This is a genomic window from Psychrobacter sp. SWN149, from assembly GCF_015864565.1.
Taxonomy (GTDB): domain Bacteria; phylum Pseudomonadota; class Gammaproteobacteria; order Pseudomonadales; family Moraxellaceae; genus Psychrobacter.
Genome location: NZ_JADYWX010000003.1, coordinates 59,418 through 74,234, shown reverse-complemented (window position 1 = coordinate 74,234; position 14,817 = coordinate 59,418). Strand labels below are relative to the sequence as shown.

General features: G+C 43.8%; 13 protein-coding genes. 7 read left to right on the top strand and 6 right to left on the bottom strand.

Going from position 1 to position 14,817, the window contains the following annotated elements:
- Window positions 1-42: 42 nt before the first annotated feature.
- Together purN and purM are read right to left on the bottom strand one after the other, a co-directional pair.
- Window positions 43-753 (bottom strand): phosphoribosylglycinamide formyltransferase, encoded by a 711-nt coding sequence (gene purN, locus I6E86_RS05790; protein WP_197176072.1) that lies wholly within the window; start codon window positions 751-753, stop codon window positions 43-45.
- Window positions 753-1,802, bottom strand: coding sequence for a phosphoribosylformylglycinamidine cyclo-ligase (purM, locus tag I6E86_RS05785; protein ID WP_197176070.1), 1,050 nt, complete (start codon window positions 1,800-1,802; stop codon window positions 753-755). Before purM ends, purN begins: the two co-directional genes overlap by 1 nt.
- A 461-nt stretch (window positions 1,803-2,263) precedes the next feature.
- Between purM and I6E86_RS05780 the strand changes: the two genes are divergently transcribed.
- From I6E86_RS05780 to I6E86_RS05770, 3 genes are all read left to right on the top strand, one after another.
- Window positions 2,264-3,370, top strand: coding sequence for an AI-2E family transporter (locus I6E86_RS05780; RefSeq protein ID WP_194364890.1), 1,107 nt, complete (start codon window positions 2,264-2,266; stop codon window positions 3,368-3,370).
- Between the two features lie 376 nt (window positions 3,371-3,746).
- Window positions 3,747-4,550: a DnaA regulatory inactivator Hda gene (hda, locus tag I6E86_RS05775; protein ID WP_194364891.1), complete on the top strand. Its 804-nt coding sequence runs from the start codon at window positions 3,747-3,749 to the stop codon at window positions 4,548-4,550.
- A gap of 111 nt (window positions 4,551-4,661) precedes the next feature.
- Window positions 4,662-5,369 (top strand): DUF2057 family protein, encoded by a 708-nt coding sequence (locus tag I6E86_RS05770; RefSeq protein WP_197176069.1) that lies wholly within the window; start codon window positions 4,662-4,664, stop codon window positions 5,367-5,369.
- A 112-nt stretch (window positions 5,370-5,481) separates the two neighbouring features.
- Here the strand turns inward: I6E86_RS05770 and I6E86_RS05765 are convergent, their stop codons facing one another.
- Together I6E86_RS05765 and I6E86_RS05760 are read right to left on the bottom strand one after the other, a co-directional pair.
- Complete coding sequence (locus tag I6E86_RS05765; protein WP_197176068.1) at window positions 5,482-5,967, bottom strand: Dps family protein; 486 nt, start codon at window positions 5,965-5,967, stop codon at window positions 5,482-5,484.
- Between the two features lie 263 nt (window positions 5,968-6,230).
- Window positions 6,231-6,890, bottom strand: coding sequence for a YcxB family protein (locus tag I6E86_RS05760; protein ID WP_197176067.1), 660 nt, complete (start codon window positions 6,888-6,890; stop codon window positions 6,231-6,233).
- A 434-nt stretch (window positions 6,891-7,324) separates the two neighbouring features.
- On the opposite strand from I6E86_RS05760, the gene serS reads away from it, so the two are divergent.
- From serS to I6E86_RS05740, 4 genes are all read left to right on the top strand, one after another.
- Complete coding sequence (gene serS, locus I6E86_RS05755) at window positions 7,325-8,611, top strand: serine--tRNA ligase (protein ID WP_197176066.1); 1,287 nt, start codon at window positions 7,325-7,327, stop codon at window positions 8,609-8,611.
- A 251-nt stretch (window positions 8,612-8,862) separates the two neighbouring features.
- On the top strand, window positions 8,863-10,860 hold the full coding sequence (gene tkt, locus I6E86_RS05750; protein ID WP_197176065.1) for a transketolase: 1,998 nt from the start codon (window positions 8,863-8,865) through the stop codon (window positions 10,858-10,860).
- 271 nt (window positions 10,861-11,131) lie between these two features.
- Window positions 11,132-11,674: a hypothetical protein gene (locus I6E86_RS05745; RefSeq protein ID WP_197176064.1), complete on the top strand. Its 543-nt coding sequence runs from the start codon at window positions 11,132-11,134 to the stop codon at window positions 11,672-11,674.
- A gap of 60 nt (window positions 11,675-11,734) precedes the next feature.
- Window positions 11,735-12,769 (top strand): NERD domain-containing protein, encoded by a 1,035-nt coding sequence (locus tag I6E86_RS05740; protein ID WP_197176063.1) that lies wholly within the window; start codon window positions 11,735-11,737, stop codon window positions 12,767-12,769.
- A 12-nt stretch (window positions 12,770-12,781) separates the two neighbouring features.
- On the opposite strand, the gene I6E86_RS05735 is transcribed toward I6E86_RS05740, so the two are convergent.
- Both I6E86_RS05735 and I6E86_RS05730 read right to left on the bottom strand, forming a co-directional pair.
- Window positions 12,782-13,753 (bottom strand): peptide ABC transporter ATP-binding protein, encoded by a 972-nt coding sequence (locus tag I6E86_RS05735; RefSeq protein WP_197176061.1) that lies wholly within the window; start codon window positions 13,751-13,753, stop codon window positions 12,782-12,784.
- Window positions 13,750-14,817: an ABC transporter ATP-binding protein gene (locus I6E86_RS05730; RefSeq protein ID WP_197176059.1), complete on the bottom strand. Its 1,068-nt coding sequence runs from the start codon at window positions 14,815-14,817 to the stop codon at window positions 13,750-13,752. Before I6E86_RS05730 ends, I6E86_RS05735 begins: the two co-directional genes overlap by 4 nt.

Here is a 14,817-nt window from a genome sequence, read left to right as displayed (position 1 = left end):
TAAATAGAACGGTAAAACAGGCAATTTGATAAGCTGAAACTTCTAAGTGTTTATAAACAGCTGTAATGGCAAAGCTGGCAAGTAACTTGTCTTAATTTCGTTGCAGGTTTCATTGCTGACTTCATTACTAGTATCCAGTGACAATACTTTATTTGCTAATAGCAAAATTGTCCAAGGCAGCAATTTATGCTCAAGTTTTTGCACACGTACTTGTAAGCTATCAGCCGTCTCTGTTTGATTGATCTCTAACAGCGCTTGAGTCAAAACAGCACCCGCATCGAGCTCAGCAGTGACGACGTGAATACTACAGCCATGGTGACGCTCTCCTGCTTGTATCGCTCGCTGATGGGTATCAAGCCCCTTGTAAACAGGCAATAGAGAAGGGTGCAAGTTAATCATCGGTGCTGGCGCATTGTCGATAAATGCGCCACTTAGTACACGCATAAAACCGGCCAACACAATCAGATCAGGTTGCCATGCTGTCAGTTGCTCGCTGGCATGAGCTTCAAAAGTTTTGATGCCCATACGTTTGCCGTTAGCAACGTGTGATAGTACTGCGACTGGAATAGCAGCATCATTGGCACGAGTGATGGCATAAGCGTCATCACGATTGCTGATGACACCTACTATATCAATCGGTAGTGCGCCAGCTTGCATGGCATCGATCAATACTTGTAGATTACTACCACTACCGGATACCAGAACGGCGATACGTAATGGTTTGATAGGTTGGTTTGACGTATCAGATACCATTAACGGTACACCACTGCATCCGCTTCGCGTGTGACCATCTCACCCAAGTTCCATGCTTTTTCGCCAGCGTCATTCAATATGTTGATGGCTGCTTCAGCTTTGTCTTTAGGCACGACGATGACAAAACCGACGCCGCAGTTAAAGGTGCGGTACATCTCGCTTTGTTCGATGTTACCTTGGGTTTGTAGCCAAGTGAATAGCTCTGAGAACTGCCAGCTGGCTGTATCAATGCTTGCTGCTAGCGTTTCAGGTAGTACGCGAGGTAAGTTATCTGTTAAGCCGCCACCAGTGATATGCGACATGGCGTGCAGGGCTGAACTACCAAGGGTGTCTTGTAGCGCTTTAATGGCTTTAACATAGATGCGAGTAGGAGCCATTAGTGCGTCTTGGATAGGCTGACCGTCTAGCTGTTCATCGCTAGTCGTCACATCAATACCGCTGACCTCGATGACCTTACGTACCAATGAGTAACCGTTAGAGTGTGCGCCACTAGAAGCCAGTGCGATCAATACATCACCTTCTGCAACATTTTCACCAGTAACCACTTCTGCTTCTTCAACCACGCCGACACAAAATCCAGCTAGGTCATAGTCGTCGTCTTGATACATGCCTGGCATTTCAGCGGTTTCGCCGCCAATAAGGGCACAGTTAGCGAGCTTACAGCCATCGCCAATACCTGTCACGACAGTCGCTGCTACATCGACATCGAGCTTACCCGTTGCATAGTAATCTAAGAAAAATAATGGCTCTGCACCGCAAACCAACAAATCGTTGACGCACATGGCAACCAAGTCGATGCCGATCGTGTCATGACGATTGAGCTGTAAGGCCAATTTAAGCTTGGTGCCCACGCCATCAGTGCCCGAAACCAATAATGGAGATGTATAACCTGTTGGGATACGGCATAGTGCACCGAAACCGCCCAGTCCACCCACGACTTCAGGACGAGTAGTGGCTTTTGCCACGGACTTGATTCGCTGAACCAAAGCATCGCCTGCATCGATATCAACGCCGGCATCTTTGTAGCTTAAAGAAGGCTTGTTACTCATGGTCATCTCACAAATTTTATAGGGAATGAAGGTCTATCAGTAGAAAAGCTGGTCGGTTGTGTTAATTGCGCACATAGTGGGCGCATTATACCCAAAAACAGACCCTACTCGCAAAGCAACTTACGAATATTTGGCTGATATTTAGTGAAGACTTGCCTTAAGTGGCAAATAAGTTGCTTAGAAACAAAAAATGACGGATTTTTTGCCGTACTCTGCGATAATGAAACGCTAAATTTATCGTTAAATGTTGCCTAATATAGTTGTTTAAATATTCTTATTCGCTAAGTGTTAATTTAATAAAGCAGATTATCTACCAAGAAGAGCAATGGATACATTTTAGAGAGCGACGCATTTAATGAATCACTGATGACGATTGTGCTTTATTGTGTGGCAGATTTTTTATCTTGTATTAATTTCACCGCGGTATTTTTCTAAATCAGCTTAATCTAGGACTACTTGTCATGATCAAACAACCAATAGATATCTTTTTCCGGCGTTTATTTATTGTCGTTGCCTTAGTTGTGGCTCTGGTTTTACTATATTTGATGCTGCCTGTTATCGTGCCATTTGTCGTGGCGTTCATGCTGGCTTATCTATTCAACCCGTTGGTAAAGCGACTGTCAAAATATATCAAGCGTTGGATGGCGATTATCATTGTTTATGCCACCATTACCTTGGGAATGGCGTTATTACTCTGGTGGTTGGTACCAACATTGTGGCATCAGCTACAAGCCGCTTGGGATTATTTGCCCAAGATATTTAATTGGTACAACCAAGTGGTGCGTGATTGGCTGGTCAACAATACCCGTATTCGACTGCCTGAATTAGAATCCAAAGCCTTTTCAGAAACACTCGTTGACTATATGCAGACGAATTATGAGTTTGCTGATGCTAGCACTATGATGAGCCAAATACTGACTTCTAGTATGAATTTCATAAATAACGCAGGTCTCATTGTATTAGTGCCTATTCTGACCTTTTATTTCTTATTTAATTGGGATCAGCGTTTGAAGACATGGAAGATGGCAATACCCACTGCTTACTGCCAACAAGTCATTGAAATAGTCAAAGAGTGTGATTTGGCCTTGATGGCGTTTATCAAAGGTCAGTTTTTGGTGATGGTGTTACTGGGTGCTATCTATGCGATACAGCTGCAGCTCATTGGGTTAGAGCTTGGTCTGATCATTGGTATGGTAGCGGGCATTGCCAGCTTTGTCCCTTATTTAGGTTTCGGTATTGGGTTCATTGCGGCGATCATTGCCTGCTTATTTCAATTTGGATTGGATTGGACCTACCTGTCCTTGATTGTTGGTGCGTTTTTAGTAGGGCAAGCCGCAGAAGGTTATATTCTGCAGCCATTACTACTTGGTGATAAGATTGGCCTATCACCGCTATGGGTGATATTTGCCGTATTGGCAGGGGCCAGTTTATTGGGTTTCGTAGGAATGTTGATCGCGCTGCCGGTGTCCGCTGTGCTGAATGTATTGTTTCGCCATGCATATGCGTACTATCGTACGACTGACTTTTATAAAGGTCGTAAGCAGTTGTTACTGTTTGAAAATAAATAAATGCGCTAACGCCCAACATACCCAGATAGATAGAGTGCAGATAGGAATAATGCGGTGAGGGAGTAACGATTGACAAGGCTTAGTAGGTAAAAGACTTGTCAGTCATTTTGTAAATATGTTATATATAGGCGCAGTATCAATGGTATGCGCTATTACTGTGATATTTTTACGTATCCTAGTGACATCTTTGCTCATGCAGGTTTTAAAAAAAATATGGCTGCCATGTCCCTCATTTTAAGCTTCAGAATCTAAATGATGACATGCCCTTAAGTTGCAATAGATTTTATGCCCAGTAATACCGACGCTAGCTCATATTGATTTATTTTACTTTTATCTTTTTATTTTTATTGCAATACGCAAAACGAGTTGATGATTCATGGCAGAAGCACAGCTAAGTCTCAACCTAGACATTAAACATGATGCAAGTCTCAGCGACTTTGCAGGTCCCGGTTGGATGTCGATTATTGATGCAGTGCGGCAACTTCATGTCGGCCTGATTGGTCAGCTATACCTGTTCGGTAGTCCTGCGACGGGTAAGTCCCATCTGCTGTCTGCTATCTGTGAATCGTTTATTGAGATGGACAAATCTGCGATTTGTTTGTCCCTTAATGAGCTGATCCAAACCGATGTGCATGTACTATCGTCTTTAGAGAATTTTGATCTCATCGCGATTGACGATTTAGAGGTGCTTGAGCAAAGCAGCCAATGGCAAGAAGCATTGTTCCATCTGATCAATCGTAGCCGTGAAGGGCAGCGTCAACTGTTGTTTGCCGCCAATAAACCCGCCGATGATTTGCCTTTTCAGCTGAGGGATTTATTAACCCGTTTGGCACAAGCGCCCACTTTTAAAGTACCTACAGGTCACGATTTAGCAGATCGTCAGGCATTATTACAGTCTATCTTACGTCGTCGCGGTTGGCAGTTTGATGATCGAATCCTCAATCATTTGCTGACAGAAGGCCCTCACCGTATCGGTGCAATGATGGAAGTGCTCAATTATATCCAGCCGATGTTCTCTAACCTTGGACGTAGCAATATATCTAAAGCAGTGATTAGCGATGCGCTACGTACCATTGACGAACAAACATTGGCAGCAGAGCTTGCTGACATCGCTCAAGAGACACAAGTGGATAGCGATTCGGCTATTCAAGACCAACATACGATGCCACTTGATTTTTAATCTGTCGCGCTAGCTGTTTCTGTGTTGAGTTGAGTCAACGATATTAGGAATCTATTAGCAAGAACACGAATCCTTTCATCCAATATGCTTTTACTATTAACGGAATAATTTATGAAATCGAATGCTTCTTTGTTAAAAAAATTGACCATTGGATCATTGTTGGTCGGTGCTACTTCGGTCTCTATGATGTCACAAGCCGCAGTGACGTTATTGGTCGATGATCATATTAAAGTAACCGCTATCAATGGGCAGGAGGTTCAACAGAGCGCTTTTCAGCCATTGACAAAGACTTTCACTCTCGAGCCGGGTCAACACGCTATCACTGCTAAATATGACCGCTTGTACAACTTGGCTCGTGATGAGCATGACTATTTGCGTTCAGGTAATGTCAGTGTGACGGCACAATTGGCTGACAATCAAACCTATCGTTTGACGATGCCCGATCAGCCAGAAGATTATGAGACTGCTAGAGACTATGCTAAACAGCCAACGCTCGCCGTACAGCAAAACAATACCGTCATTGCTAGTCAGCAAGGTATGGCTGGCAACCAGAGTGGCTTGTTTTCAGGGTTGGGTAAAGCATTGGGCGGCGTATTCGGCGGTGCAGGTGATGCAGAACTACAAAACCAACGTGCGATTGCCGCTATAGGTCAGCCAGCAACTACTGCCTCAAGTAATACCAACATGGCATCAGCAGCACCTATCAAGCAGGTTACGAGTGTGAATGCCTCTACCAATACGTTAGATACCTTTATGCAGATTTGGCTACAAGCAACCCCTGCTGAACGTGAAAAAATGCGCCAATGGATGCAAAAGTAGATCAGAGGTCTATAAGATACTGATCATAAAAAAGCACCCAGTTGGGTGCTTTTTTATGATCTAGATTTTAGTAGTTACTTAGATTTACTGGCTTAGATAGATTTAACTGGTATTAACCTAAAAATGCGTTATACATCCACACTAGTTTTTCTTGTTCTTGTACATAGGCATCTACCAAGTCGGCTGATCCTTGATCTTCGCTTTCTGCAGCGAGCGATGATACTTGACGCTGCTCTGTAATTAATGATTGCAACCCAGTGACCACGCCTTTGACACAGCTTGTGCCGTCTTTGACGTTTTTGTCTTCACTGATGCTCGTGTGCTGAGTGAAATCACTATAAGCGTGAAGCGGCGTACCACCCAAAGTCAAGATACGTTCAGCAATTTCGTCGATTTGTAGTTGTAGTGACGTATATAGCTCTTCAAATTTTGGATGCAAAGTAAAAAAGTGCTCACCTTTTACGTTCCAATGGTAGCCACGTACATTTAAATAGAACACGTGATACGTTGATAATAGATTATTCAATTGTGCGATGACTTCGCTCATGTCTGCTTTTTCTAGACCGATCTGGTTAGTAGCGTTATTAGTATTACTCATAGTATTGTCCTTATAGTGTGAGTGTTATTATGCGAGATTGAATAAAGAAGCGTCGTAGCTGTAAATAAATCGAAGTCATAATTCACATCTTCTAATTGTGACCCTATTGGTATCAGCTGTCTTTCTTCTTTTGATGCTTATAATAATAGCAAACTATTATTAATAAGTTAATTTTAATAAATACAATTTTATGATTGGTTTTATAAAACTATAATTAGCTTTCTCTACCATTACTATCGATGATAGAGAAATGCTTACCTCTATTATGCTGGTGGCTGCAAGTTTTCAGGGTTCAGACCTTTAGAAGGAATCACTTCTAGTAAATGCTGACGTACTGTATCGATCGGGAATTTCTGTGCTTTCAGACGTTTAGGCACGATTTGACTGCCTTGTTGACCCTTTAGCTCAAACATCATAAAAATATAGTCGTCAGTCTCATCCCAGCTTTTGATAGCAGTCCATGGAATAACGGCTTGCTGCATGCTACCAGCTCGCATTTGCATACCGCGCATTTGCGAGTTTTTCATCATATCAGGCTGATTGCTTGGCATCGCCATGACGAGGCCATGTTTTTGTACGCCGAGCTTCATTTGGCGCATCTCATCTGGCATTTCTTGATCAGCCACTTGTTTTTCGAATTCTCTTTTTACGTACCACTTAAAACCTAAAGTACGAGCCAATAGATAAATCACCACACCAGCGAGCATCAACCAAAAGATGATGGTTGAGTAGCCTGTCACAAAGATAAGTCCTGCAATAGCAAGTACCACAACCACTGCCATGATGATCCATTCTTTATTCTTAAAGCTTGATAGACCAAAAGAGGGGCTGGCACTGGCAAACAATTCATACTGTGCTTGATGAAATTCAGCCTCAGTTATGTTTAAGGCGACAGGTTGGAGCGTATAAGGGTACAGGGCCATAAAGGTTTCTCAAATACTTAGATTAAAAGTGTTGGATTTAAATCGCCAAAGCGGAGCGGCAATGCTTTACTTGGCTGAAAGTAAAAAAAGGTATGCGCTTATCTTACCGAAAAGTATCCCTAAATGAAACATATAAGCCGTTCTGTGCACTGATAGAGGCGATATTAATGATTTTAATAAAGAGGGGCGAGGCTTGTGGGCGCGAGCTAAGCGTCCAGATAGGCATTTGAGGCCAATATAATGGACGACAGACAATGAAAGTCATCAATGAAAATGCAATCAGCAGAGGTCAAAACATGGCCAAATCTGCTGCGTCTTGGTATTATAGCGGCTACCAGACATATTGATGCAAAACATAGCGGTGCATGCGCTAGGTAATTATTAATAATATTTTTTAACCCTTTTACTCACCTTTAGTGTTACAGGCAACTATTATGATTGATGCAAAACTCTTACGCGGCGATTTAATCGACTTACAACAGCAACTGGCCACTCGTGGTTATGCACTTGACATGGATTTTTGGCAAACGGTTGAGTCAGAGCGTAAATCTTTGCAGATCACAACTGAAGAGTTACAGTCGCGCCGTAATGCGGGTGCTAAGCAAGTAGGCGCGCTAAAAAAATCAGGCGAAGACGCCAGTGAGCTATTGGCTGAGATGCAAAGTGTCAGCGGCGAGATTAAAGCGGCTGAAGATGAATTGCGCACTTTGCAAGAACGCATCACAAAAGCTGGCATGCAAATCCCTAATATTCCAGCAGCCGATGTGCCAGTGGGTACCTCAGAAGATGATAATGTAGAAGTGCGCAAGTGGGGCACGCCGCGTACGTTTGATTTTGAGATTCAAGATCACACTTATATTGGCGAGACACTTGGTATGCTAGACTTTGAAGCTGCGACCAAGCTGACTGGTAGTCGCTTTAACGTGCTAAAAGGACAGTTGGCTCAGATGCATCGCGCACTGATTCAATTTATGCTGAATACGCATACAATGAAGTACGGCTACCTTGAGACCTATGTGCCTTATATTGTGAATTCAGACAGCCTCAAAGGTACAGGGCAGCTGCCAAAGTTTGAAGATGATTTGTTTAAGCTAAAAAATCACACAAACAATGAGGACATGGACTTTTATCTCATTCCTACTGCTGAAGTGCCAATGACCAACTTGGTACGTGGCGAGCGTTTGGATATCAAAGAGCTACCATTGAAATTCACCGCGCATACGCCTTGTTTCCGTAGTGAAGCTGGCTCACATGGCCGTGATACTCGTGGCCTGATCCGTCAGCATCAGTTTGAAAAAGTTGAGATGGTCAATATTGCCACGGCTGAGCAGTCTGACGAATTGCTAGAGGCAATGACTGGACAGGCCGAATATATCTTGCAGCAGCTTAATCTGCCATACCGCACCGTTCAGTTATGTACGGGTGATATGGGCTTTGCCGCACAAAAGACTTATGACATCGAAGTATGGTTACCGAGCCAAGATACTTACCGTGAAATCTCAAGCTGCTCTAACTGCGGTGATTTCCAAGCGCGCCGCATGGGAACACGTGTCAAAGATGGCAAGCAAACCAGCCTAGTACACACGCTGAATGGTTCAGGTTTGGCAGTTGGTCGTACACTATTGGCAGTCATGGAAAACCATCAAAACGCAGATGGTAGCATCACGATTCCAGAAGTATTGCGTCCGTTTATGGGCGGTGCTGAGACTATTTCAGTTTAAATGGTTATTTTGCTGTAATGATTTACAACGTATTACTATGGGTATTTTGATAAAATTGATATAAGTTACTGTGAAATACTCATCGCTAAGCCATGCCATTTTTTGGCGTGACTTGCATCAAATATGTTAATATTGCACTTTGATTTTATAGCCAACACGGTAAGGGCGCATTTTGCGTCCTTATTTTATTACCCTTTGAGTAAACTCTCCTCTTATCAGCCATACCCCTCATTTGAATATTAGGACACTCTATGCCAGCTCCAATTAGCGAACGTAAATTAGCCAATGCCATTCGTGTACTGTCGTTTGACGCGGTACAAAAAGCCAACTCTGGACATCCAGGTGCTCCGATGGGCATGGCTGATATTGCTGAAGTTCTGTGGCGCAAGTTTTTGAAGCACAACCCAACCGATCCACAGTGGCACAACCGTGATCGCTTTGTATTATCGAATGGCCATGGCTCAATGCTTATTTACTCATTGCTGCATTTATCTGGTTATGACGTCAGCGTTGATGACCTAAAAGGTTTCCGCCAACTGCATTCAAAAACGCCAGGTCATCCTGAGCTTGGCTATACACCAGGTGTCGAGACAACTACTGGTCCACTAGGTCAAGGTATTGCTAACGCAGTCGGTTTTGCTATCGCTGAAAAAACCTTAGCCGCACAGTTCAATCGTGACGGCCATAACATCGTTGACCACAACACCTACGCATTCTTAGGCGATGGTTGCTTGATGGAAGGTATCAGTCATGAAGTTTGTTCATTGGCTGGCACGTTAGGTCTTGGCAAACTAGTATTCTTCTATGATGACAACGGTATCTCTATCGATGGTAATGTTGAAGGTTGGTTCACAGATGATACGCAAGGGCGTTTTGAGTCTTACGGCTGGCAAGTTATCAAAGTAGATGGTCATGATGCCGATGCGATTACTCAGGCAACTGAACAGGCGCTTAAAGAGACTGCTAAACCAAGTCTTCTGATTTGCAAAACTACAATTGGTGCTGGTAGCCCGAACAAGCAGGGTCTAGCAGCCAGTCATGGTGCACCACTAGGTGATGACGAAATCGCCTTGACTCGTGATGCGCTGTCTTGGAAGCACGCCCCATTTGAATTAGATGACAAAATCTATGAAGCGTGGGATGCTAAAGCCAAAGGCGATGTACAGCAAAAGAACTGGGAAGCGGACTTTGACGCTTATAAGAAAGCCTATCCTGAACTGGCGTCTGAGTTGTTACGCCGTTTAAATGGTGATTTGCCTGCTGATTTTGATAGCCAAGCACAAGATTATATTCAGCAAACGCAAGAAGCGGGCGGCGATGTTGCTAGCCGTAAAGCCAGTCAAAACGCTATCAATACCTTACAGCCATTATTACCAGAATTGCTAGGTGGTTCAGCGGATTTAGCTGGCTCGAACCTTACGCTATTCAAAGGCGCTAAAGGTATCGAAAAAGACGCTGACGGCAACTATATCTATTATGGTGTACGTGAGTTCGGCATGACTGCGATTGCCAATGGCATCGCATTGCATGGCGGCTTTATCCCTTACGTAGCGACGTTCCTAATGTTTATGGAATATGCTCGTAACGCGGTACGCATGGGCGCACTCATGAAGCAGCGCGTCATCCATGTCTATACGCATGACTCTATCGGTCTGGGTGAAGATGGCCCAACGCATCAGCCAGTTGAGCAGTTGACTAGCCTACGTACCACGCCAAATCTACGCACATGGCGTCCGTGTGATGCGACTGAGTCTGCAAGTGCTTGGGTAGAAGCAATCAAATCTGAAAACAACCCATCAGCATTGATCTTTAGCCGTCAGAGCTTGCCACATCAAGCACGTGATAGCGAGCAAGTAGTGAACATCACTAAAGGTGGTTATGTACTAGCGAAAGAGCAGGGCGAGCTACAAGCCATCATCATCGCTACTGGTTCAGAAGTTGGCCTTGCGATGGAAGCGTATGAGACATTGAGCGCAAATGGTGTTGGCGTCCGTGTGGTCTCTATGCCATGTGCTGAGATTTTCGTAGAGCAAGATGCTAGCTATCGTGAAGCGGTATTGCCTGCCAATATCCGTGCCCGCGTCGCTGTAGAAGCGGCGCATGTGGATTACTGGTATAAGTTTGTTGGTCTAGATGGCAAAGTCATCGGTATGACCACTTATGGTGAATCTGCCCCTGCAGATCAGTTATACAAAGAGTTTGGTATTACGACTGATGCTGTGGTTGAAGCGGTAAATAGTTTAGTGTAATAAACCTAACTTAGTTAGCGTTTAAAAAAAGAGTTGCCGGAGAAATCTGGTGGCTCTTTTTATGGTTTAATCTTTGGTTTTTCTTTTGGTCTGCTTTCATCAATATGGTTATTGGTAAAATAACTGATGCAATCAGTACTAAATTCTGTGCCTCAACATAATGATTTAGTGGTAAATTAGAATAGATTGATAGCTCACAAAGTCACATTTTACGTCTTGTGCAGCTCTCATATAAAAATAAATTATATGACTACAGAACTGGAAAAATTAGATGGATAGTATCGAGCTGGCAACAATTATCACATGGCTAAAACAGATTGGACTAAGCGAAGGCTTGATAGCAGCCTGCATAATCGGAATATTTGGACTATGCGGTATTCTCATTACTCAGAAATCTAAACGCAAAAGGGAGTATGAAGCCTTTTTGAGAATAAAGTTTGAGGAAGTGGCTTTTAGACTGGTTGATTTTGCAGCCATTATTCAGGAAATTCAATCCAAAAGTTTTTCAATCAATGGCGATGAAGCTTTAGCTGTGGATGAATTTTACAGAGAAGGTGGCAAGATAGAGATATTGATAGCTTTATATTTTCCAGAGCTTGAGAAAAAATATGAGTTGTTTTTAATTGCAGGTGGAAACCTGATAAATGCACAGCATGAATATGAAACCAATCCTAGCGATAGTACTTTAGAGGTACTTAAACAGTTTGATGAAGAGTATGATCGGGTTTATAAGAGTTTTTATAAACATATCAGATCATGTTCTTCTAATTATTCTAAGTCTTTAAAGCGTCGTAAGAGAGTGCTAATTAATTAAATTTAAAGAGTCTCATTAGTACGCCTAGTACATTCTATAACCATTCTAAAGATCGCTATTATGTCCCTAAAATCCACCTTCAAAGGTGTCCTAGGCGAAACTGTCATCAACGTCGCCATGTGGTTAAAACTAGAAAAAAACGTCTATCACCGATTAAACGGTATTACCTTGCCAAGAGACAATGGCGGCAGTACCCAAATCGATCATATCATCGTCTCTGTATACGGCATCTTTGTGATTGAGACCAAAAACTATAAAGGCTGGATATACGGTAGCGAGACACAAAGACAATGGACGCAATCATTCCCAAATGGAAGTAAATTCAAATTCCAGAACCCACTGCGCCAAAATTATCTACATATCAAAACGCTCGCAGATTTATTAGGATTGGAGCTGAACTACTTCCATTCTATGATTGCTTTCATCGGTGAGTGCGAGCTGAAAACCCGTGATGAGTTACCCGAACACGTATTGACAGGTGGTATGGTGTCTTATGTGAAGAAAAAGCAGGATGAAATACTGACTGAAGACGAGGTTAAGTCCATCGTTGAGCAGATTAATAGCAACAGATTTAGTAAGTCTTGGCGCACCAATCGAGAGCATAAAGCCTATCTAAAAGACAAGCATAGCCCCTCAAGCAAACAGCCTAGCGGTAACGCTACTGATAAACCAGTTGCTAAAATGGCAAATAAACTTGCAGCAGAGTCGATAGCAAAAGAGCCCGCGAAAAGAGCTACGCTGAAAAGCCGAGAAGTGCTGCAATGGTCTGGTCAGACTGAGATTGAATCTAGTGATTTACCTATTGACAGTCTGAATACTCAGCAGACAAACACACCACATGTCAGTATATCGCATGATGTTGCTGATAAAGTGTTTTTTACGCCGTTTGAGGTTATAGAGCCTGAGCCACAGGTGGAAGCACCTGCAATATTTGAGGCGACAAACCATACTGCTAATTTGGTCCAAGCGCCAACTTGCCCGAAATGTAACAGTGAAATGGTTGAACGCATTGCAAAAAAAGGCCTGAATCAAGGTCAGGCCTTTTACGGTTGTAGTCAATTTCCTAAGTGCCGAGGTGTAGTAAATATAGCTTAACCGTTAGTCACATTATCCATATATTTCTTCCAAGCGTAAACAAGCGACCAATCGACCGTCCCATTCGCGCAGTTGTGGCTCTATCTCGCTGCATTGCTGCTTGGCATATGGGCAGCGTTTGTGTAGGGCGCAGCCACTTGGTGGGTTGAGCGGACTTGGTAGCTCACCTTGTAGCGTCAAATCATTTTTATGGCCATTTACCGTTGGTGCAGCAGCCAATAGGGCGATGGTATATGGATGTTTTGGCGCATTATAAATCGCTTCTTTCGGCCCGTGCTCGACGGCCTGACCTAAATACATGACCATCACATCATCAGCGACGTGGCGCACGACCGATAGGTTATGCGAGATAAAAACGTAAGCGGTACGATATTCATCCTGCAAATCCATAAATAGATTTAGTACTTGCGCCTGAATGGATACATCGAGTGCGGAAGTCGGTTCATCAGCGACGACGATTTTAGGATTGAGCATCATGGCGCGGGCGAGGGCAATACGTTGGCGCTGACCACCCGAAAACATATGCGGATAACGACCAGCATGTTCGGGACGTAGACCAACATTTTTCATCATCTCGTTGATTTTGTCACGCTTTTCTTCTTTAGACAATTTGGTATGAATATCCAATGGCTCAGTCAACTGATAGCCGATAGTATGGCGCGGGTTCAAGCTGCCATAAGGGTTTTGGAAGACCATTTGAATTTCGGTACGTAAATCTTTGAGCGCCTTTCTACTATAGCCAGTGGTGCCTTCATCATTGATAAATAGCTCACCATGTGTAGGCGCTTCGATCAGCGTCAGCTGGCGGGCAAGGGTTGATTTACCGCAGCCTGACTCACCAACGACTGCCAATGTCTTCCCAGCTTCAAGCTCGAACGAGATACCATTGAGCGCTTTCACGTATGCTTTTGCTTTGCCCAGACCTTGTGATACTGGGTAGTGCTTGTGTAGGTTGTCTGCTTTTAAGACCACTTTGTTACTCATACTTGGGACTCCAAAGTAGCAGCGTGAGAGGGGCGAGAAGTAATATTAGAATCAATACAACGCACCTTGCCATTGGGCGTATCTAAAATAGGTGGCGGAACTTCGCAAGCGGGCTCCTTATACGGACAACGCGGAGACAATAGGCAACCACTTGGACGATCATATTGACTTGGTACGACCCCGGGCAAGCTGTTTAGACGGTCTTGACCGATAGCGAGCTCTGGGATGGCTTGTAGCAACGCCTCAGTATAAGGGTGAGCAGGATGTTGAAAAATCTCTGGCACAGTACTGGTTTCAACCACTTGTCCGGCATACATGACCGCGACATCACGTGAGTTCTGTGCGACCAGTCCCAAGTCATGAGTGATCAATACCATCGCCATTTGCTTTTCGCGTTGCAATCGGCTCAGCAAGTCCATGATTTGCGCTTGTACGGTGACATCCAGAGCCGTAGTCGGTTCATCAGCGATCAGTAGTTTTGGCTCACAAGCAATCGCCATCGCAATCATAACCCGTTGGCTCATACCACCTGATAGTTGATGCGGATATACCTTGAGACGATTCTTGGCATCGGGCATCTCAACCAACTCTAGCAGCTCTAATATGCGCGTCTGTACTGCTGCGCCTCGCAAACCAAGATGCTTGCGTAGTACTTCGCCCAGTTGCATCTCAACGGTGAAACTTGGATTTAGGCAAGACATCGCATTTTGAAAAATCATAGAGATGTCTTTACCAATGATGCCGCGCTTTTCTTTGGCTGGCATGCTAAGCATGTCTTTATTGTCAAACACCACTCGCTGTGCGCGCACGGTCGCAGAGGGTGGCAACAGTCCCATTAGCGCCATCATAGTGACGGATTTACCGGAGCCAGATTCACCGACGACGGCGATGACCTCACCTTGTGTAATCTTTAACGACACATCATCGACTGCACGAAAGGCGCGTATCCCTTGACCGAAAGTAACCGAAAGATTTTCAATATCTAATAGTAAGGGTGATTCTTTTTTTGATGCGCCATTCATAGAAGTATGGTTGATAGGGGTTTTAATTAATGGTTCAGTCAT